At 61.7% G+C, this 18,867-nt stretch carries 19 protein-coding genes and 3 tRNA genes; 12 read left to right on the top strand and 10 right to left on the bottom strand.

The genetic code is table 11. The annotated features are described in order from the left end of the window. Window positions 1–850: 850 nt before the first annotated feature. The 5 genes from J8C05_RS10465 to J8C05_RS10445 all read right to left on the bottom strand — a co-directional run bounded on the left by J8C05_RS10465 (window position 851) and on the right by J8C05_RS10445 (window position 3,718). Window positions 851–1,090 (bottom strand): type II toxin-antitoxin system HicA family toxin, encoded by a 240-nt coding sequence (locus tag J8C05_RS10465; RefSeq protein ID WP_014100617.1) that lies wholly within the window; start codon window positions 1,088–1,090, stop codon window positions 851–853. Continuing rightward, complete coding sequence (locus tag J8C05_RS10460) at window positions 1,090–1,317, bottom strand: type II toxin-antitoxin system HicB family antitoxin (protein ID WP_014100616.1); 228 nt, start codon at window positions 1,315–1,317, stop codon at window positions 1,090–1,092. The genes J8C05_RS10465 and J8C05_RS10460 overlap by 1 nt, the downstream gene beginning before the upstream one ends. A 39-nt stretch (window positions 1,318–1,356) precedes the next feature. Next, on the bottom strand, window positions 1,357–2,487 hold the full coding sequence (lpxK, locus tag J8C05_RS10455; protein ID WP_211422118.1) for a tetraacyldisaccharide 4'-kinase: 1,131 nt from the start codon (window positions 2,485–2,487) through the stop codon (window positions 1,357–1,359). Between the two features lie 41 nt (window positions 2,488–2,528). Beyond that, a tRNA-Leu gene (locus tag J8C05_RS10450) sits at window positions 2,529–2,613 on the bottom strand. A 19-nt stretch (window positions 2,614–2,632) separates the two neighbouring features. After that, the gene (locus J8C05_RS10445; protein ID WP_211422117.1) at window positions 2,633–3,718 is read right to left on the bottom strand and encodes an RDD family protein; all 1,086 of its coding nucleotides are present in this window, start codon (window positions 3,716–3,718) and stop codon (window positions 2,633–2,635) included. Between the two features lie 438 nt (window positions 3,719–4,156). On the opposite strand from J8C05_RS10445, the gene J8C05_RS10440 reads away from it, so the two are divergent. The 8 genes from J8C05_RS10440 to J8C05_RS10405 all read left to right on the top strand — a co-directional run bounded on the left by J8C05_RS10440 (window position 4,157) and on the right by J8C05_RS10405 (window position 11,941). Then, window positions 4,157–5,362, top strand: coding sequence for a pyridoxal phosphate-dependent aminotransferase (locus tag J8C05_RS10440; RefSeq protein WP_246840697.1), 1,206 nt, complete (start codon window positions 4,157–4,159; stop codon window positions 5,360–5,362). A gap of 39 nt (window positions 5,363–5,401) precedes the next feature. Continuing rightward, entirely contained in the window at window positions 5,402–8,074 is a 2,673-nt protein-coding gene (gene polA / locus J8C05_RS10435; protein WP_211422116.1) for a DNA polymerase I, read from the top strand. A 33-nt stretch (window positions 8,075–8,107) separates the two neighbouring features. Further along, window positions 8,108–9,016, top strand: a complete 909-nt coding sequence (locus J8C05_RS10430) for a restriction endonuclease (protein WP_211422115.1) — start codon at window positions 8,108–8,110, stop codon at window positions 9,014–9,016. 326 nt (window positions 9,017–9,342) lie between these two features. Further along, the gene (locus J8C05_RS10425; protein ID WP_211422114.1) at window positions 9,343–9,603 is read left to right on the top strand and encodes a hypothetical protein; all 261 of its coding nucleotides are present in this window, start codon (window positions 9,343–9,345) and stop codon (window positions 9,601–9,603) included. Further along, window positions 9,591–10,424, top strand: coding sequence for a mechanosensitive ion channel family protein (locus tag J8C05_RS10420; RefSeq protein ID WP_211422113.1), 834 nt, complete (start codon window positions 9,591–9,593; stop codon window positions 10,422–10,424). The genes J8C05_RS10425 and J8C05_RS10420 overlap by 13 nt, the downstream gene beginning before the upstream one ends. Window positions 10,425–10,474: 50 nt before the next feature. Further along, on the top strand, window positions 10,475–11,044 hold the full coding sequence (locus J8C05_RS10415) for a sigma-70 family RNA polymerase sigma factor (protein WP_014100609.1): 570 nt from the start codon (window positions 10,475–10,477) through the stop codon (window positions 11,042–11,044). A gap of 306 nt (window positions 11,045–11,350) precedes the next feature. Further along, window positions 11,351–11,575, top strand: a complete 225-nt coding sequence (locus J8C05_RS10410) for a DUF433 domain-containing protein (protein WP_014100608.1) — start codon at window positions 11,351–11,353, stop codon at window positions 11,573–11,575. A gap of 9 nt (window positions 11,576–11,584) precedes the next feature. Beyond that, the gene (locus J8C05_RS10405) at window positions 11,585–11,941 is read left to right on the top strand and encodes a DUF5615 family PIN-like protein (protein WP_014100607.1); all 357 of its coding nucleotides are present in this window, start codon (window positions 11,585–11,587) and stop codon (window positions 11,939–11,941) included. 128 nt (window positions 11,942–12,069) lie between these two features. Here the strand turns inward: J8C05_RS10405 and J8C05_RS10400 are convergent, their stop codons facing one another. Further along, on the bottom strand, window positions 12,070–12,900 hold the full coding sequence (locus tag J8C05_RS10400; RefSeq protein ID WP_211422112.1) for a SurA N-terminal domain-containing protein: 831 nt from the start codon (window positions 12,898–12,900) through the stop codon (window positions 12,070–12,072). Window positions 12,901–12,902: 2 nt separating this feature from the next. Continuing rightward, window positions 12,903–14,231: a UDP-N-acetylglucosamine 1-carboxyvinyltransferase gene (murA, locus tag J8C05_RS10395; protein ID WP_211422111.1), complete on the bottom strand. Its 1,329-nt coding sequence runs from the start codon at window positions 14,229–14,231 to the stop codon at window positions 12,903–12,905. A 304-nt stretch (window positions 14,232–14,535) separates the two neighbouring features. Here murA and J8C05_RS10390 point away from each other — a divergent pair, with 304 nt between their 5' ends. The 3 genes from J8C05_RS10390 (at window position 14,536) to J8C05_RS10380 (ending at window position 15,463) form a co-directional block, all read left to right on the top strand. Further along, window positions 14,536–15,198, top strand: coding sequence for a phosphoribosylanthranilate isomerase (locus J8C05_RS10390; RefSeq protein ID WP_211422110.1), 663 nt, complete (start codon window positions 14,536–14,538; stop codon window positions 15,196–15,198). A gap of 96 nt (window positions 15,199–15,294) precedes the next feature. Continuing rightward, window positions 15,295–15,381 (top strand) — tRNA-Leu (locus tag J8C05_RS10385). A 5-nt stretch (window positions 15,382–15,386) separates the two neighbouring features. Beyond that, window positions 15,387–15,463: transfer RNA gene (locus tag J8C05_RS10380), tRNA-Arg, on the top strand. Window positions 15,464–15,550: 87 nt separating this feature from the next. On the opposite strand, the gene J8C05_RS10375 is transcribed toward J8C05_RS10380, so the two are convergent. From J8C05_RS10375 to J8C05_RS10365, 3 genes are all read right to left on the bottom strand, one after another. Then, on the bottom strand, window positions 15,551–16,300 hold the full coding sequence (locus J8C05_RS10375; RefSeq protein ID WP_211422109.1) for a GAF domain-containing protein: 750 nt from the start codon (window positions 16,298–16,300) through the stop codon (window positions 15,551–15,553). Between the two features lie 174 nt (window positions 16,301–16,474). Continuing rightward, a complete protein-coding gene (locus J8C05_RS10370; RefSeq protein WP_211422108.1) occupies window positions 16,475–17,278 on the bottom strand; it encodes a radical SAM protein in 804 nt (267 codons plus the stop codon). Further along, window positions 17,275–17,595 (bottom strand): hypothetical protein, encoded by a 321-nt coding sequence (locus tag J8C05_RS10365; protein WP_211422107.1) that lies wholly within the window; start codon window positions 17,593–17,595, stop codon window positions 17,275–17,277. Before J8C05_RS10365 ends, J8C05_RS10370 begins: the two co-directional genes overlap by 4 nt. Before the next feature lie 171 nt (window positions 17,596–17,766). On the opposite strand from J8C05_RS10365, the gene wecB reads away from it, so the two are divergent. Beyond that, the gene (gene wecB / locus J8C05_RS10360) at window positions 17,767–18,846 is read left to right on the top strand and encodes a non-hydrolyzing UDP-N-acetylglucosamine 2-epimerase (protein WP_211422106.1); all 1,080 of its coding nucleotides are present in this window, start codon (window positions 17,767–17,769) and stop codon (window positions 18,844–18,846) included. Window positions 18,847–18,867: the final 21 nt, after the last annotated feature.

Genomic DNA, 18,867 nt, shown 5'->3' with positions numbered 1-18,867 from the left:
GGGTCAAGTGGGGGAGGGACTTCACCGTACCCGTTGACATGCGTTGCGTGCGGCGCTGTGGCAAATGTCGCCGCCACTAGTGGCGACAAGGGCTGATCTTCAGACGTTGCACCGGCATCGGGCAGGGGTGTTGCCGATAGGGATGTGGTGTGGGCGGCCGCAGCGCGGGCCTGGATTTCACGCAGTCCGCTGGTGACAAAGGCCGTGGCCATTTTGTCCATCCGGTCGGTGACGACCCGTGAAATCCACTGTTCGCCAACGATGCCGGCTAGCGGATGGATGTCCCGCGCGCGCGGCCGCCAGACGCGCATGTGCAGGCGCACATCGGCATCCGTAGCGCCATTGGGGTTGGGGCGCACGTGAACGTCGCACTGGAAGAAGTCGGGTGAATCTTCGGCGGCCGAGTAGGCAATCTCGCCGGTTTCCGCCCGGATGCGCCGGTACATAACGAACTCCCACGTGATGGGCGCCACGATGGGCACCCGGACGCAGAAGCGCCAGCGGGTGACATCATCACTGTCGGCCACTGGGGTGATGTGCTCGATGATCGGCATGTGGCGGGCGAAACTGCGTGGGTCGGCGAAGAATTCACACAGTTCCCCGATAGAGGCCGGCACCTCGAAGATACGCCGTAAAGTGGCGCGAATAACAAACATAGTGACGTGCATCCGTGGTCGCCGCCAGTGTGCAACGCGCCAGCGAAGGGCGCGGACGGCGACTGGCAGAAGATACGGAACTACTTGCGGTAGAACGTTCGCGCTCAGCCGCCGCCCGAAGCGCAGAAAGCCGAAGCACAGCGGAGGCCAGCGCGAAGGGCGGTTGGTTGCAGCGCAGGTTGGGCCGCCCCCTATTATGTAGCATCGTAGGCTCTCAAGAAGTCTTCTCTGGGTATGCTGGATTGAGTGAGAATTGTCCGCAACGTTGACCCCTTGATCTTACGATGATTAGGGATTGTCAAAGGCGTTCGCGTCCCGTCCGGGTTTTCGCGCGCCATCGCGATGTGGTTGCCTTCTCGGAGTAGGCGAAAGCCCAGGATTTCCAGCGCCTTGATGACTCGCTCAACAGGCGCATCAACTGGGAACCTGGGCATCAGACCCCTACGCTTGTCTCTGCAATAAACGCTTCCAGGATGGCTTCTTCACCTTCAATAACATCCGGCCCGAATGTCTGAATATGGAAGCTGATCGCCGATTTCACATCGGCAAGTGCTTCTTCATAGGTATCTCCCTGACCAACCACCACACCTTTTAGACCAAGGGGGTAGGCAACATAGCCGTCGGAGTGCTTTTCCACGATGATTTTGAATGCTTTTGTCACGGCCCTGACTCCTGAAAACGCCAAGATATAAACACAGTATCACCGACTGTTCCCGCCTGCACTGCCTGCGTGGCGACCCAACCTGCCCTTCTTTTTCACAATCGTTCGCAGCAGCAAACTTTTCAAGCCCACTTCTTCGTCGAACATGGTCTTGATTTCGACGACCGAGACCGGCAGACCACCAAAGTCGAAGCCTTCGACCTTGACGGCATCCTTTTCGGTCGTCACCAGCCGCTGTGCGCCAGCAGCTTTGGCATCGGCGACAAGGGCGGCGATGTCGGCGGCCGTGTAGCGGTGATGGTCGGGAAATTGCTTTTTGAAAACGAGATTGGCCCCCAGGTTGGCCAGGTCGTCTTCAAAGATGGTCGGATTGCCCAGCGCCGAAAACATGCCCAGCGGCGTCCCGATGAGGCTGCGCTGCGCCTGCGCCCGGCGCGTTCCCAGTTCGTGGACGCCCACAATGTCGTGGTAGGCAAAAAACACCGGAGCCGTGACTTCACATGCCGCCAGCACGCTCAACAGGTGTTCCTGGTCAAAGGTGCGGTCTGTCCGTGTGACCACGATGGCATCGGCTCGTCGAAGGGCATAGAGCGGCTCACGCAGGCGGCCGAACGGGAGCAGGTCCCCGTTGCCGAAGGGGTCAGTGGCGTCCAGGACGAGGATGTTGAGGTCGCGCGCAAGCTGAAGGTGCTGAAAACCGTCGTCGAGAACAAACACATCACAACCGTAGGTCGTTTCGGCAAAGCGGCCATTGGCGTAGCGGTCAGCGCCAACGATGATTTTGACATCGGGCAACCGGCGCGCCAGCATCAGCGGCTCATCGCCGGCCAGCGACCAGTCCGGCAGAGGCTGTCCATCGTTGAGCACCACCCGCGCCCGGGCCGTCGCCGTACGCCCGTAGCCGCGTGTCAGGATGACGGTTTCATGGCTTTCGTCGGTGAGATAACGGGCAATGTATTCGACCAGCGGTGTTTTGCCCGTTCCGCCAACCGTGAGGTTGCCGACGGCAATGACCGGTTTGCTGAGCTGCCGGGGTTTGAGATAGGCCGTCTCGTAGAGCGCCATGCGCAGCCGCACGCCCAGTTCATAGACTTTGGCCGGGACGTACAGCGCCGCCCGCGCAGCAGGAGACAGGGTTTCAGCGGAAATGGCCGCCAGCGGCCAGGGCATGAAACTGCGCACCGAACCTTTGCTGGAACCTTTGCTGGAAGTGCCGAGGGCGGGACTCGAACCCGCACGCCCCTTGCGGAGCAACGGATTTTAAGTCCGTTGCGTCTACCATTCCGCCACCCCGGCCCGTTTTCACTCCCGCGCGTCACGCTTCAGGAAGTGTCTCGACGTACCACTCGCGCACGACTTGTGTCGCCGAGAGGTATTCATGCCAACCGCGCTGGTCACGGTCAATGAGAACCCACAGAAAACCCGCGCCGAGCGGCAGCAGGGAGAGCCCGCAGCCAAGGGTACGGAGCAACGCCTGAACGGGGTTGAGGTCGTGGTCTTCGTAGATACTCACCACGCGCAGGCCCATGTACATCATGCCGAAAGTCTGCCCGGCGACCGTCACGGTGCCGAACAGGTACATGCCCGCCAGAAGCGCCGCCGCGCAGGCGACAATCACGGCCACGCCCGGATGAATCAGGGGCGTTCCGGTCAGGACGACCACGAACAGCAGCGGCAGGCACGAGAGCGCCACGACAGCGCTATCTACGACGCCGGCCAGAACCCGTTCGCGCACGAGCGGACGGATGCGCCGCAGGTGTCGTTTCGGAGCGGCCGCCGTCGTCGGCAGTGGCGTCGGCTCCGGGGCCGCAGCGGGTGGGGCCGGAGGTTTCGTTTCGGTGGCCGGAGGTTCGGTGAGCAGGTCGAAATCGCCCAGTGCGGCATCGAGTTCGCTGGCGATTTCGCTGATGTCCAGGTAAGGCGCTTCAGCCACCGGCGCGGCTGTGGTCACGGCCGTGGCTGTGACCGTCAGAACTTCGGGCGTCAGGCTGCTTGCCCGCCGGGGCGGAAAGCTGACAGGGGGGCGCGGTGATTCGGCTGCCCGGCGGACGCGCCGCAGTGCGCCCCGCACGAGAGGATTCTCAATGGTTTCCAGGTCATCCAGCGGTAGGTTGTCCGCTGGTGTCTCTTCGTCCGGCCGTGGCGCTGCCGTGGTGACTTCCGAAGCCTGGTCGGATGCAGGGGGCGCGTCCGGTTCTGTTGGCTGCCTGGCGCTGCCACGCTGGTCACGGCGGGCGGCTTCGAGTTCGGATTCCATCATCCGCCGCGCCTTGACCTGCCGCACCCGGGCGCTCAACTCGGCGCGCCAGGCCGGAACCGTGCCGGCCGGCTGCACTTCGCGCGGGAAGGGCCCGCCAGCGCCCGGCACTTCGGTACTCGTCGGTGGCAGGTTGCTTTCCATACGTGCCAGAGAAGCAGGTTTACGAACTGAAACGATGTGACCACAGCGCCGGCACACCCGTTCCGTGTCGGCCTGGATGTACCCGCAAACAGAGCAAATCATGACGCTTTCGCATTTGTGGAAAACGCGCCCCGGCACCGTTGCGAAGACCCATCGGTGCGGGCAGCCGGTGAATCCCTGGTCGAACGATGCCTTGACTCTGAAGCCGTGACCGTAGCAGAGCCACAGGGGGTTGTCAAAGCGAAAGCAAAACTTTAGCCCAAAACGTAGAAGTGCTTGAAGGACAGATGTTTCACAAGGCGGTGTGGACAGCCCTGCGGCCCCCGGCCGGAACCTTTTGACTGGCAGGCGCTGCCCGGTATGGCGTAAGGTTGGATGTTCATCCAGTGTGATGGAACATACGTACTGCTCACCCCAGGCCAAGTCGAGGAAGAAGTGATGTCCGCACCCACCCCTTTGCCAACCAGCTCCAACCTGCGCTTGTCCGCCCGGTTTGCCGACGTCGGGTTTTCCGAAATCGTGCGCATTCGGAATCGCGTCCTGGAACTCAAGGCGGCCGGTGAAACCATCCATCAGTTCGAGGGCGGCGAGCCATTCTTTGAGACCCCGGAACCCATCAAGGAAGCCATGCGCCGTGCCCTGGCCGAGAACAAGACGCGCTATGCGCCGTCAAGTGGCATTCCGCCGCTCATCGAAGCCATTGTGGACAAGGTACGGACAAAAAATGGCATTCCGGCCGAGCCGGCGCACGTGGTCGTCGGTGTGGGCGGAATGCAGGGGTTGTATGGCGCGTTCAATGCCCTGCTCGATCCGGGCGATGAAGTTCTGCTGCCGTCGCCCTACTGGACGCCCACACGCGATCTCATCCACATGACCGGCGGGCGGGCCGTGTGTGTCGAAACGGCCCGGATGCTGGCCGAAGGCGTCGGGACGGTGCTGGGGGCGCGGTTGACGCCACGCACCCGCGCGATTCTGGTCAACTCGCCCAACAATCCCACCGGGCAGGTGTTGACCCGCGCCGACCTGGAGGCAATAGCGACGTTTGCCCAGCGGCACGATCTCGTGGTGGTATCGGACGAAGCCTACGAGGACCTGGTCTATGACGGCGAACACATCTCCATCGCCAGCCTGCCGGGGATGTATGCACGGACGATTTCGGTCTATACCCTGTCGAAGTCCTACGGGATGACGGGCTGGCGGCTGGGTTATGCCGTCGCGCCGGAGCCATTCATTACTGGCATCAAGACTTCGGTGCTCTACTCGACCAACGGGGTCAGCACGCCGACGCAGTGGGCGGCCCTGGCGGCCCTGCGCGACATCCCGGAGAGCTTTTTTGAGGAATGCCGGGCGGCTTACCGGCAGCGGCGCGACCGGCTCATGGCCGGGTTGGACGAACTCGGACTGCCGGTGACGCCCGTGCCCGACGGAGCGTTTTACGTGTTTCCCGACGTGTCGGCGCTGGGGGGCACGAGCGCCGAAATTGCCATGCGGCTGCTGGATGAAGCGCGGGTGGCAACCGTGCCGGGGACGGCCTTTGGCTGCGCCGGCGAAGGGCACCTGCGTTTGAGCTATTCGCTGTCACTGGAAGCCATCGGGCGCGGGCTGGCGGCCTTGGGAGCGTATCTCCGCCGGCGCCCAGCCTAGCGCCGTTGTCTGGCCCGCACGCGGGCACGCCACTTGTGTATGCCGACTTCACCGAACGCCCGTCACCGCCTGTTTCTGGTTGATGCCATGGCGCACATTTATCGCGCCTACTATGCCGTACGGGGTCTGGCGACGAAGTCCGGCCAGCCGACCAACGCCGTTTTTGGCTTTACCTCGATTGTGCGCAAGCTGCAAAAGACCTACGCGCCGGAGTACCTTGTGGTGGCGATGGATTCGGCCGCGCCTTCGTTTCGCAAGGCGTGGTTTGAGGATTACAAGGCCAACCGGGCCGAGATGCCGGCGGATTTGCAGGAGCAGATTCCGGTCATCGAAAAGGTCTGTGATGCGCTGCGGATTCCGCGTGTCAAGGTGGATGGCTACGAGGCCGATGATCTGATCGGGACGCTGGCACGGCTGGCCGTGGAACAGGGGCTGGAAGCGGTCATTGTCAGCAATGACAAGGACATGACGCAGCTTGTCCGCGACGGCGTCAGCATTCTGCGGGTGGATAACAAGTCGGGTGAGTTCGTTTTTTGCGACCGGGCCGGCGTCGAGGCCTGGATTGGTGTTCCGCCGGAGCAGGTGGTGGATGTGCTGGCGCTCTGGGGGGACAGCTCCGACAACATCCCCGGCGCGCCCGGCATTGGTGAAAAAGGGGCGGTACAGATCATCCGCCAGTTTGGCTCACTGGATGAAGCTCTGGCGCGTCATGCGGAGGTGTCGCGCAAGACGTACCGGGAAGCCCTGCGCGATCACCAGGCGACCATTGCGCTGGCGAAACGGCTGGTGACGATTTGCCAGGAAGCCCCTGTGACGCTGGACCTGGAGGCGTTTCGCAGTCAGCCGCCGGACGCCGCCGCCTGCCATGAGCTTTTTTCGGCGCTGGAGTTCAAGGCGCTGACGACCGAATTTGCCAAACTGCTGGCGGCAGCGGAGCAGGTTCCGGCCGCGACGCCGACCGCTGCCGTGACGACCAGCTACCACGGGTTGACCACGGCCGAGGCCCTGCGCCGCGCCTTTGACAGCGTCTATGCGCGGGACAGCTTTGCGTTTCACTTTGAGGACGACGCCGGCGTGATGACGTGCGGCAGCCTGTCGTTTGGCCCGGGGCATGCCCTGCGCTTTGAACGCGCCGCGCTGGATGCCGGGGCGCGGGACGGCCTGCTGGAAATCCTGGCCAATGGGCTGGTCAACAAGGCCTGCCATGACGCCAAGCGTGCGCTGTATCTCATCAACTGTCCGCCGCACAGCGGCGTACCGGCGACGGGGGCGCTGGCTTCCGGGCATGACTTCCGGTTTGAGAGTCTGCGTGACGACGTACATCTGGCGGGGTATCTGCTTGATCCTGGCATCAAGGCCGAGCGGTTGACGCTGACCGGGTTGGCTGAAACGTATCTGGGGCTGGAGGCGGGGGCCGTGCAGGCTCTTGACCCGGCGGATGTGGTCAGCCGGTTGCAGGCGGTGTTGCGCCCGAAGTTGGAAAGCGAGGGGCTGCTGACAGTGTACGAGACGATGGAACTGCCGCTGACGCCGGTGCTCTACGATGTCGAATGTGCCGGTGTCAGGATCGATCCCGCCCCGTTGGTTGAGCTTGAAGCCGAGCTGCGCCGGGAACTGGAGCGGTTGACGACCGAAATTTATGAACTGGCCGGGGAGCCGTTCAACATCAACTCACCGCAGCAGGTGGCCGACATTTTTGAGAAGCTCAACTACGAGACTTCAAAAAAGACAGCCACGGGCCGGATTTCGACCAGCGCCGATGTGCTGGAGGAACTGGCGGAGAGGTATGACCTGCCCCGGTTGATTCTCGAATATCGGGAGCATGAGAAGCTGCTGAACACGTATGTGACAGTCCTGCCGCGTCTGGTGCATCCGGCCACGGGACGTTTGCACACGACCTTCACCCAGACGGTGACGGCGACGGGGCGGTTGTCATCAGTACGTCCGAACCTGCAGAACATTCCGATTCGGACGGAAATAGGACGGCGTACGCGCCGGGCGTTTGTGGCGGAGGAAGGCTGTCGGCTGATTTCGGCGGACTATTCGCAGATTGAGCTGCGTTTGCTGGCGCACATCACGGAGGATGCCCGGATGACGGCCGCCTTTCAGGCCGGGGAGGACATCCACGAGCGGACGGCGCGGGATGTGTTTGGGGCGCAGACGCCGGAGGAACTTCAGGCGACGCGGCGGCTGGCGAAGGCGACGAATTTTGGGATTGCCTACGGGGTTGGGGCGTATGGTCTGGCGCGCAATGTGGGCATCGGGCGCAAGGAGGCCAAAAAGGCAATAGATGCATATTTTGCGGCATATCCCGGCATCCGGCGCTACATGGAGGAGACGCCGGAGAACGCGCGGCGGACGGGTGTGGTACGGACGCTGTATGGGCGTTTGCGGCGGATGCCGGACCTGAACAGTCGGAATTTCACGGTGCGGTCACGGGCGGAGCGGGAGGCGATCAATGCGCCGATTCAGGGGACGGCGGCGGATTTGATGAAGCTGGCGATGATTGAGGTCGCGCGGCGGCTGCCGGCGGCTTTTCCGCGGGCGCGGCTGGTGTTGCAGGTGCATGACGAGTTGTTGCTGGAGGCGCCGGCGGATGACGCGCCGGGGGTGGCGGCGTTGGTCAGGTCGGTGATGGAGGGCGTGGCGACGCTGCGCGTGCCGTTGGTGGTCGAGGCGCGCATCGGGACAAACTGGCTGGAAGCGAAGTGAAACCTCGTACGGCCTGTCGCCGGGAGAAGTCTGATGCCTATACCTGACTACCAGACGTTAATGCTGCCGCTTCTGCGGTGCTTCGCTGATGGAAAAGAACATTCGGTTCAGGATGTGGTGAACACTTTGGCCAGAGAATTTTCCCTGACCGAAGAGGAGCTAAGAGAGCTTCTGCCAAGTGGCAAGCAGCCTGTCTTTTATTCCCGTGCAGGATGGGCAAAGACCTACCTGGTAAAGGCAAGGCTCATTGATAAAGTACGCCGCTCACATTATGTGATTACCAGAAGGGGAAGAGAAGTTTTGAATGAAAATCCTTCGGAAATCAAAAACGAATTTCTCGCCCAATTCCCTGAGTTCACTGAGTTCAGAAGATGCGAAGTACAAAAAGAGACGCAAAGTAAAAAGGGAATCTGCAAGGAGGAAAAAACTCCAGAGGAGGTACTGGAAGAAGCTTACGCAGAGCTGAGGGACAGTCTGGCGCAGGAGTTGCTCGACATTGTCAAGCAAAGCACCCCCGCCTTTTTTGAAAGACTGGTTGTTGAGCTTTTGGTCAGAATGGGATATGGAGGATCGCGCCGCGAGGCGGCGAGGGCGGTCGGCCAGGTCGGGGATGAAGGGATAGATGGCATTATTGATCAGGACAGATTGGGACTCGACACCATTTATATCCAGGCAAAGAAGTGGGATCAGTGTGTAGGAAGGCCGGAGATACAGAGATTTGTTGGCGCACTTGCCGGAAAACGGGCCAAAAAAGGTGTTTTTATCACGACTTCTTCGTTCTCCCAGGAAGCTGTAAGATACGTATCAACCATTGAAGCCAGGATTGTGCTTATTGACGGGAAACGCCTGGCAGAACTCATGATTGACTACGATGTAGGCGTTACTCCTGTGACAACCTACCAGCTCAAGCGGGTTGATTCCGACTATTTCAACAACGGATAAGCCGCAAATGGCTTTCCCGCATACGCTTTCCGAAACTTTTTACAGTGCATCAAGGCTGACTTGAGCCAGGTCTGCCTGAGCCGGGCCTGGCAGCAGGTACTCGGCCCGGCAGCAGGCAGGCTGGTCTGCGGCCTGAAACCATCTTCTGCCGCAAAGTAAGCCGTTGACGCCGGAAGTTCCCCGATTCCCCGTTCTTCATTCGGAAAAGGGCATCGGCAGGTTGTGTCTGCCGGTTGTGACTTTTCGCCCCGCCGTGCCGTCATACCGGGTGATGGCTGTTCCAGGCAGACAGCCTCACCACCCTGAAGAAAGGACGGCTGCGGTCTATGCCCTCCAACCCAGACCCCTTTGAAGCTGAACTGGCGGCCGCGCTGCGCCGAGTTGGGCCGCCCGCGCCGCCATACCTTACGCCAGTTATCCGTAAAGCACGCCGCCGCGTGGCCGCCCGCGACATCCTGAGCTGGATGCTCGGCCGCCTGTGGCTGGCTCTGGCGCGTTTTCTCGCCCCGCTCTTCATCTGGGTCCACCAACAGACCCTGCAACCCTACCCGACCGAGACCCAAAGGAGGACTCCATGGAAACCCTGAACCAAACCCTGGCCTGGATGAGCGCCCCGCTCATTGCCCTCTACCAACGCTTTGCCAGCCTCATTCCCAATATCCTTGGTGCCCTGCTTCTGCTGGCCTTCGGCTACCTGTTCGGCAAGGTGGCCGGCTCCGTGGCCCGGCGGCTGCTCGAACGCCTCGGCGTGGATCGCCTGTCCGAAAAATCCGGCCTGACGTCCTTTGCCCAGCAGTGGGGCATGACCCGCCCGCTTTCCTCCGTCCTGGGCACCTTTGTCTTTGCCTTTGTGATGCTGGCCTTCACCATCTCGGCTGCCGATGCCCTGGGCCTGACCGCTGCCGGGGTCGCGATTACTTCCGTCATGCTGTTTCTGCCCAAGTTTCTGGCGGCCGTGATCGTACTCGTCGTGGGGCTGATGGTGGCCGGCTGGCTGGCTGAACTCGTCCGCCGGGTGGCTGACGGTGCTGGCATCGAGTACGCCCAAACCCTGTCCCGCATCACCATGGGCGTCCTGACGGCGCTGGTGGTGCTGCTCTCTGTCGAGCAGCTCGACATCCGTACGGTGCTGCTCCAGGAAGTCATCGGCATTGCCCTCATTGCCATCGGCGCGGCGCTGGCGCTGTCCCTTGGGCTGGGCACGCGCACTCTGGCCGGTGAAATTGTGTCCGGTGTGTATATGCGCGACCTTCTGCAGGAAGGCGACCGCATCGAGTGGCAGGGCATCAAGGCGACCGTTCACGAAGTCGGCACCATCAAGACCAGCGTCAAGCTCGACGACGGACGGCTGTTGACCGTCGCCAACTCCCGCCTGATAGCCGATGAAGTCGCTATCGCCCGGCGTTGACGGAAAGCCGTTGACCGGGAAGTTTGAAGGCAACCTCTGGGGGGTTGATCATGACCGGTGAGGATGATGCCACCCTCGTTTCCCGCGCACAGCAGGAACTACCCTATCGCACCGGTGCCTTCGAGACACTGATGCGCCGGCACGGACCCAATATCCAGGCCCTGTGCCGGCGCTTCACCCGCCAGACCGAAGAAGCTGAAGACCTCACCCAGGAAGTCATGCTCAAGGTGTTTTTTGAACTGCCACGCTTTCGTGGCGAAGCGGCTTTCCAGACCTGGCTGTGGCGCGTCACGGCCAACCATTGCCTGGATTATCAGCGCCGCCAGAAAACCCACCGGCTGGAAACCCTGGAGAGTGAAGAAACCGCCCACCTGCCCGATGACAAACAACGCCAGCTCCAGCAGACCGAAGCCCGCCTTGACGCCGAACGCCTGCTGGCCTGCCTCACGCCAGAAGACCGGCTCATCGTCCTGCTGCGCCTGAGCGTGGGGCTGGAGTTTTCCGAAATTGCCGCGAGCCTTGACTTGGGACTGTCCGCAGCCAAAATGCGCTACACCCGGGCGCTGGACAAACTGCGCGCCATCGCCCAGCCTGGCACCCAGCCCAGTCGCCCGGATTGAGCGCCACCAAAAGCCACAACGAAACCAGGTACGGCGGAAAACGGGCGGCTTCCTGCGCCAGCAACAGCAGGTCAATTTTCGCTGCCAGAACCCGTTGCAGGTCAGCTTCAGTATGTCTGAATGTCTGATGGCGGTTTGGTCCACCAAAATCGGTGTTCTCTAATCGTTATGCGTGATTCGCCACAGTAGAATCAGAAACAGACGCCTCCCGGCATGCGCTTTCATCCGACGCCGCCCCGCTGTGCTTTGCGGCGCGGCTGAAGTGCGAGTCGTCGGGTGCGACGCAACAATCGTGGAGATGAGAAGATGCAAAAGCAGTGGATCGTATCAAACCCAAAGGTGATGATGGGGAAACCTGTCATTGCTGGGACACGCATTACCGTTGAACTCATCCTGGAGAAACTCGCAGCGGGCGAAACAATAGAGCAGGTTCTTGAGGCACATCCCCACCTGACCCGCGAAGCCATCCTGTCCGCATTGGCATTTGCCAGAGACGCCCTGCGTGCCGATGTTGTTTACCCCCTGGCTTGAGACACTTTCATGAAGTTTTTGGCTGACGAAAGTGTTGACCGCCCCATTGTGGAACGTCTGCGCCAGGAGGGGCATCAGGTTTTATACATTGCTGAATTGAAGCCAGGGATACCTGATGATGCTGTCTTGAACCTGGCGAATCAGGAGACGGCATTGTTGCTGACTACAGACAAGGATTTCGGCGAGCTGGTATTTCGTCAGCGCCTCCACATGCATGGAGTGATACTGATTCGTCTGGCAGGCGTGACACCCGTTCGCAAAGCGGAGTTGGTGGCTTTGGCTGTCAGGGAGCACCTGAGTGAACTTCCACGTTCCTTTGCGGTCATCATGCCAGGGATATTTCGTGTTCGCCGTGTCAGCGAGTAGATTTTGACAGAGAGTTGCGTCTGGCAGGCGCTTACATCTGCGCGCCGTTGCCCAGTCCGGTCGCCCGGATTGAGCGCCACCCGAGGACACAATCGAACCAATACGGACGTGACATGTGCGCCTGCCGGTTACGGAGCGGGGGGCGGCCCAGCTTCCGGCGTCGCTGCGCCCCTGGACTCCTGCCCGCCAATGACAGCCCGCGCGTAGGGCGCGATGGGCACCAGATCGGCCCGCCGCCGGGCCGCTTCCAGCCACTGCCGTTGCTCCCGCTCGGCCCGTTCCCGTGACAGAATCTCCGTAATCAGCGCCCGCTGTTCGTCGTTGGGTGTTTCCGGGGTCACAGTGCCGGAAGCCGCCAGCGCTGGGCGCACCCGCGTTGCGTAATACTCCAGCACGTCGTCATCCGTCACCAGCACGAAAGTCTGAAACCGGAAGCTGATGTATTTTTCCACCTGCAACCGCTCGCGGATGAGCCGCTCGAAGGTTTCCGCATCCAGCCCCACGGATTCCAACCGCTCCCGGAAGGCGGCTTCGGAGGGAAAACGTTTGATAAGGCGCTGTTTGGCCGCCGCCACTTCTTCGGCGGTCAGGTTGGCCAGCGGAAAGCGGGCGGCTTCCTGCGCCAGCAACAGCAGGTCAATCTTCGCCGTCAGAACCCGTTGCAGGTCAGCTTCCGAAATCGAGACCAGGTTGACATCGGGATCAAAGGCCAGAAACCACACCAGATCGCTCTGGGTGATGATGTCCCCGTTGACCGTGGCTACCATGCGGTCAGCAAGGAACTCCCGGCCATTACTGCCCGGCGACTGGGCATAACCCACTGCCCCGCCAGCCGCAAACCAGAGGGCTACAAACCAGAGGGACACCAGCCAGAGCCATCCGGCCCGGCCACCCAGCCGCCCGGCCTGCCACCAGCGTCGCCACCAAATGCCGGTACGCCCCTGTCTGTGTCTGCCCATGCTCACGGTGATTCAGCCGTTTCCACCGGTGTTTCGCTGATGTCGGCTCCAATCTCGCGGAGTTTGCCGATCAGGTTGGCATAACCCCGCTGCACGAACTCGGTTCCATAAATCCGGCTCTCTCCGCTGGCAATGAGCGCCGCCATGACGTAGGCAAAGCCCGCCCGCAGGTCCGGGATGTGCAGTGTCCCGCCTCGCAGTAGCGTCGGCCCCGAAATCAGCGCACTGTGCAGGTAGTTCTTGTTGGTGAAGCGGCATTCCCGGCTGCCCAGACAGTCGTTCGTCAGTTGGATGTGCGCGCCCATCGAAACCAGGGCCTCGACGTAGCCAAAACGGCTTTCATAGACCGTCTCGTGAACGACCGAAATACCTTCCGCCTGGGTCAGCAGGACGACGAACGGCGGCTGCCAGTCCGTCATAAAGCCGGGATGCACGTCGGTTTCCAGATTGACTGGACGCAACCGGTCCTGGCGGTAAAACCGGATGCCATCCGGGTAAATGTCAAACTCGCCGCCGACTTTGCGCAGCCAGTCCAAGAACGTCACCATGTCGCGCTGGATGGCCCCTTTGACCAGCACTTCACCGCCCGTCGCCACGGCGCAGGCGGCAAAGGAGGCCGCTTCGATGCGGTCATCCATGACTTCGTATTCGACGGCCCGAAAACGGGTCGTGCCTTCGACAATCCACGTCCGGTTGACATCCTGATAGACCACCGCGCCCATGGCCTGAAGCATCCCGGCCAGATTGAGAATTTCCGGTTCGATGGCGGCGTTCCGAATGACCGTCCGCCCACGCGCGCCGACGGCCGCCATCAGCAGGTTCTCCGTTGCCCCGACGCTGGGGTATTCGAGGGTGATGATGTTGCCGTGGAGCCGGTCGGCCTGAAACCGGTAGGCCGTCCGGGAGGCTTCTTCAACCTGAACTCCCAACTGCCGCAGGCCGGCGATGTGGTAGTTGATCGGGCGCGGCCCAATCGAGCAGCCCCCGATGGTGGTCAGTTCAGCTTTGCCGAGCCGGTGCAGCAACGGCGACACAAACAGAATCGGCGTACGGGTCGAGCCGCTGTATTTGAGGGGAATGACGGCGTTGTTGATGTTGCGGGCGTCAATCTCAACCGTCGTTTCGTCCCGCCACCGGTAGCGCGCGCCGAGTTCTTCGCACAGTTTGAGGGTGATTTCGACATCCGTAATGCGCGGCACGTTGTGCAGTGTCGTCGTGCCGTCGGCGATGAGCGCCGCCACGATCATTTTCAGGGCAGCATTTTTGGCGCCTGAAACCCGTAGCGTGCCCTGCAACGGGCGTCCCCCGACGATGTCGTAGCGAGTTGGCATGTGAGTGTGGCCCCCGGTTCACAAGATTCCCAGGCAGTGGGCGCGGAACTCCGCCGCCGATGGTGGCGTAAATCAGCCCGCCAGCGCAACGTTGTAGGGGCGACCGCTGGTCGCCCCTACAACCGGCGATTGCCCCGGCCGTGTGGCATACGTCGTGCTTGTCGGACATCCCCGCCTGGCGGATAATGGAAGAAGGATCCGGGACTGGGCCAGGCGCTTGTGGGAAGTCAGTTCAGAAAGACACCAGCCAAGCGTCGGGTCGTGGGACGAAACCGCCGGGCTGCACAACCAAGGAGGTGTGACCATGGTCAAGACGCAAATCAGTGGCATCATGACCTACCAGGATGCTGTGCTGGCACTCGATGCCGGCGCTGATGCCCTTGGTTTCGACCTCAATCCACGCAGCGAATACCACATTGCCCCGGCGGCCGTCCGCGAGATTGCCGACCGTCTGCCCCCGTTCGTGCCGGTGGTCGGCATTTTTCACAACGAGTTCAACTTCGAGGCCCTGCACTCCATGGTGGAGGCGGCCAAGGTTTCAGTCGTGCAGCTTGACGGCAACGAGAGCGCCGATTACTGCCGCCAGTTCAGCGCCTGGCGCCTCGTCAAAAAGCTGCGCGTCGGCGATGATTTCGATGTGATGCGGGTGAAAACCTATCCGGTTTCGGCGATCCTCCTGGAGGGTGACTCGCCGGATGGGCAGGGGGGACGCCTGTTCGACTGGCGCTTTGCTGCCGCCGCCAAGCAGTATGTCCGGGTGATTCTCTCCGGCGGACTGACGAGCGAAAATGTCGCCACGGCGATTCGGACCGTCAAACCCTACGCCGTCAATGTGCGCGAAGGGGTTGAATCCGCGCCGGGCCGTAAGGACCGCATCAAGCTGCAAACGTTCATGCTTGAAGTCGAACGCGGCCGGCAGGAAGCCGCCCGTTCAACCACGGGACGCCTGCCACGCCTCGAATTTTGAGTTTTGCTTTTGGGGCTTGCACCGGCAACTTGACAGCTTTGGTAAGGCAAGGTACAACTTCGTGCTGCTTTCCCGGAAAGCAGTGAGTTTGACAATGCGGATGTGGCGGAATTGGCAGACGCGCATGGCTCAGGACCATGTGGGCTTCGGCCCTTGAAGGTTCAAGTCCTTTCATCCGCACCACTTTGGCACCCGTAGCTCAGTTGGATAGAGCGTCTGACTACGAATCAGAAGGTCATAGGTTCGAATCCTGTCGGGTGCACCACACTCCGGTGAAAAACATTGAGGCAGCCTGCAATGACGGGCTGCCTCGGCGTTTTTTTGAGTCCCGGATGCAGGGCGCACCCGAAGGTTAATCGGCGGCTGCGGCCTGTGGCGCTGTGGATGCACTTCTGCTTTTCCATTCGAGCAGCGCCCGCCGCATGGCTTCGCGCGAGATGCCGTGGGTGACCCGCATCCCGAAGCGCCGTTCGAGGAATTCCTCGAAGCTGACCCACTCGCCGTCAATCCGCACCTTCTTGGACCAGGCGCAAATCGTGATGAGGGCTTCCGGGTTGGCCAGATTGTCTGAACCGCCCTCGGCCAGAACAAGAGATTCAAGTGTCTGCCGTGCTGCCAGCCGGATTTCCATCTGGTCAATCACAATGCCAGCGAGGTCTTCGAGAATGGCCAGCTCTTCCGGCTTGAGCGCCGGACGTGGCTCCCGGTCAATGACACAGACGGTCCCCAGCCGGTATCTATCGTGAGTAATGAGCGGCGCGGCGGCATAGAAGCGCAGCCCAAACTCGCCCACCACGAGGGGATTTTCCCGTGTCCGGGGGTCTTGCAGGGCATCTGTAACCAGGTAGGTCTGATCCTGGCAAACCACGGAGGCGCACAACCCGGGGGCGCAGGGAATTTCAGTAACGCCGCTGAGACCTTCCCGTGCTTTGAACCAGATGCGGTCCTGGTCAACCAGGGAGACAAGGGCAATCGGAACGTGAAAGATACGGGCGGCAATCCGGGCGACGCGGTCAAATGTCCCGTCTGGCGGCGTGTCAAGGATGTCATACCGCTGGAGAGCTGCCAGACGCTCGGCATTGGTGATGTAGGCAACGTCCATAAGCCATACCGTCCTTGAAACAGGATTGAAACTGTGGGGCGACAAAGGACTCTAACGCCGGGCAGAGGTTTTTGCACCAAAAAATCCTTACCGCGTCGTGACGGTCTTTTCTTTACGCGGTCACTGCCCAGTCAGCCGGCGCGGCGAGCCGCTTTATTCTCTTCGGAGACAGGTTCAGAAGGTTTCAGCCGGGATGCCCAGCGCGCGGACCCGCCCGGCAATGGCTTCGAGTTCGGCCCGGGAGACCTTTTCCAGCGTCGCTTCAGCCGGTGTACGGTCAAGGCTGTAGAGATGCACTTCTGTGGGCTGAATCCGCGCTACGTGACCCAGCCAGGCGGCGACTTCTTCCGGCGTGGTGTTGTCAATCGGCGCACCCGCTGAGACACCACGGAAGAACATGCTCTGAAGCATCTTAGGGCCGTCAAAGGCACAGATGTCTTCCACGATGCGCGCCAGGGTGAGTTGTCCGTAGGGGCGATCCACACGCCGGAACATGGCTTCCGTGCCGGCATCGAGCTTGAACTGGCGAATATCCGCCCGCTGCAAGCCAGCGCGCACTTCCGGTCGGCGCAGCCGGGTGGCATTGGTAAGAACGGCGACCTTAGCCTGCGGTGCATAGCGGTCACGCAACTGGCAGGTCTCTTCCACTAAATCCCGGAAGCGTGGATGAAGCGTGGGTTCGCCGTTGCCGGCAAAGGTGATGGCGTCAAGCCGGATGCCCTGCGCCTGACACTGCCTGAGTCTGGCTTCGAGTTCGGCGGCCAGCGTCTCAAGGCGCGGCATGTTTCCGGCCGGACGGTCGGAAACCGTCCAGCCGCATTCGCAGTAGGGACAATCGAAGTTGCAGACTTTCGTTTCGACGGGCAGAGGATTGACCCCCAGACTGACGCCCAGCCGCCGCGAGGGCACCGGGCCATAGACATACGTCGTGTGCAGTTGGGTCTGGGGATCAATGTCGTGGGTATGGTCCTGCGTCATGCCGTCATGGCGTAGTCGCCGGCATCGCCCGCCGTGATGATCTCATCCGGGGAGAGCCAGCGGCCCGGAGTAAGGTCGGGATTGGGAGCAAAATCATCCACCAGCCAGAATCGCAGGTCCGGTGTCTGGCGCTGGAGTTTGGTAATGACCTCGCTATCGAGTGGCTGCGGACGATACACCATCAGGGTGCCGACCCGCTGGTGAACGCGGCGGGCCGCCATAGCATTCTGAAACACCGGCAGGCAACGCTGCCCCTCGATTTCGGTCATCAGCCATTCACCGTTGGCACGTTGCATGGCATACATCGGTTCATTCATGGTCGGGAACCTCCGTTGGTCTCTTGCTCAATATGACATCACGCCAGGTAAAACGTTCGTCTTGGGTACACAGGTTTCCCGGCTTTTCTGAAGGGAGCTTCATCCTGCGCGCCTTTTCTGGAATTGAATGTGCTTCGGCAGACACAATCACGGCAGGACGGGGCCGCCGGCATGAATATCTGTAGCGTCGTCGGCGCGCGTCCCAACTTTGTCAAGCTGGCTCCGCTTGCCCGCGAACTGGCGCAGCGCCCACAGGTCACGCACTGCATCATCCATACCGGACAGCACTACGACCCGGCCCTGACCGATGCCTTTTTTCGTGATCTGGAAATACCGGCCCCGGACCATACGCTGGGCATCGGGTCAGGAACGGCTACGGACCAGACCGCCCGTACGATGCTGGCACTGGAGCCGCTTTGGCTGGCCCGGCGGCCGGACTGGGTGGTGGTCGTCGGAGACGTAAACGCCACGCTGGCGGCGACATTGACGGCCGTGCAGTGCGGCCTTCGGGTCGCCCACGTTGAAGCCGGACTACGCAGTTTCGACCGCACGATGCCGGAAGAAACCAACCGCCGGCTGGTGGATGCCGTCGCCGACCTGCTCCTGACACCCAGCGCCGACGCCGACGCCAACCTGCTGCGCGAGGGGATTGATCCGGCGCGCATCCGTCGCGTCGGCAACATCATGGTGGACAGCCTGCTGGCGGCCCTGCCCCGCGCAGCCCAATCTCCCATTCTCGACACACTGGGACTGACGCCGGGGCAGTATGCCGTCGTCACCCTGCACCGTCCCTCCAACGTGGACGATCCGGCCACGCTGCGCCGTCTCGTGCAGACACTCATCCAGCTTGCACGGCGACTGCCCGTGGTCTTTCCGGTCCATCCGCGTACCCGGACGCGGATGGAAACCCTTGACCTGCCGGACCTTACGCGGCTGCGCTGCCTGCCTCCGCTGGGCTATCTGGATTTTCTCCAGTTGTGGCGGCAGGCGCGGCTGGTGCTGACCGACTCCGGCGGCCTGCAGGAAGAAACCACGGTGCTGGGCATTCCCTGTCTGACCCTGCGCACGACGACCGAGCGCCCGATTACAGTCCGGGAAGGCACCAATCAGGTCGTGGGCACCGAACCGGCTGCGATTCTGGCCGCAGCCGAAGCCTGCCTGTCCGGTTCCTTTCCGCTGGAACCACGTCGCCCGGAGCTGTGGGACGGCCATGCTGCCCGGCGTATTGCGGATGCCCTGCTGGTCGGCTAACGATTACCCCGTGCCGCGCCA

This window comes from Chloracidobacterium sp. N, assembly GCF_018304765.1.
In the GTDB taxonomy this organism is placed as follows: Bacteria; Acidobacteriota; Blastocatellia; order Chloracidobacteriales; family Chloracidobacteriaceae; genus Chloracidobacterium; species Chloracidobacterium aggregatum.
This window is presented reverse-complemented; position numbering and strand designations above follow the sequence as displayed.

Coding starts and splice junctions, on each gene's coding strand:
- J8C05_RS10365 (WP_211422107.1), bottom strand. CDS start 17,595: ATGAATGAACCGATGTATGCCATGCAACGTGCCAACGGTGAATGGCTG.
- J8C05_RS10390 (WP_211422110.1), top strand. CDS start 14,536: ATGGTCAAGACGCAAATCAGTGGCATCATGACCTACCAGGATGCTGTG.
- J8C05_RS10465 (WP_014100617.1), bottom strand. CDS start 1,090: ATGCCCAGGTTCCCAGTTGATGCGCCTGTTGAGCGAGTCATCAAGGCG.
- J8C05_RS10425 (WP_211422114.1), top strand. CDS start 9,343: ATGCCCTCCAACCCAGACCCCTTTGAAGCTGAACTGGCGGCCGCGCTG.
- murA (WP_211422111.1), bottom strand. CDS start 14,231: ATGCCAACTCGCTACGACATCGTCGGGGGACGCCCGTTGCAGGGCACG.
- J8C05_RS10400 (WP_211422112.1), bottom strand. CDS start 12,900: ATGGGCAGACACAGACAGGGGCGTACCGGCATTTGGTGGCGACGCTGG.
- J8C05_RS10430 (WP_211422115.1), top strand. CDS start 8,108: ATGCCTATACCTGACTACCAGACGTTAATGCTGCCGCTTCTGCGGTGC.
- J8C05_RS10415 (WP_014100609.1), top strand. CDS start 10,475: ATGACCGGTGAGGATGATGCCACCCTCGTTTCCCGCGCACAGCAGGAA.
- J8C05_RS10370 (WP_211422108.1), bottom strand. CDS start 17,278: ATGACGCAGGACCATACCCACGACATTGATCCCCAGACCCAACTGCAC.
- polA (WP_211422116.1), top strand. CDS start 5,402: ATGCCGACTTCACCGAACGCCCGTCACCGCCTGTTTCTGGTTGATGCC.
- J8C05_RS10420 (WP_211422113.1), top strand. CDS start 9,591: ATGGAAACCCTGAACCAAACCCTGGCCTGGATGAGCGCCCCGCTCATT.
- J8C05_RS10405 (WP_014100607.1), top strand. CDS start 11,585: ATGAAGTTTTTGGCTGACGAAAGTGTTGACCGCCCCATTGTGGAACGT.
- J8C05_RS10375 (WP_211422109.1), bottom strand. CDS start 16,300: ATGGACGTTGCCTACATCACCAATGCCGAGCGTCTGGCAGCTCTCCAG.
- wecB (WP_211422106.1), top strand. CDS start 17,767: ATGAATATCTGTAGCGTCGTCGGCGCGCGTCCCAACTTTGTCAAGCTG.
- lpxK (WP_211422118.1), bottom strand. CDS start 2,487: ATGCCCTGGCCGCTGGCGGCCATTTCCGCTGAAACCCTGTCTCCTGCT.
- J8C05_RS10410 (WP_014100608.1), top strand. CDS start 11,351: ATGCAAAAGCAGTGGATCGTATCAAACCCAAAGGTGATGATGGGGAAA.
- J8C05_RS10440 (WP_246840697.1), top strand. CDS start 4,157: ATGTCCGCACCCACCCCTTTGCCAACCAGCTCCAACCTGCGCTTGTCC.
- J8C05_RS10445 (WP_211422117.1), bottom strand. CDS start 3,718: ATGGAAAGCAACCTGCCACCGACGAGTACCGAAGTGCCGGGCGCTGGC.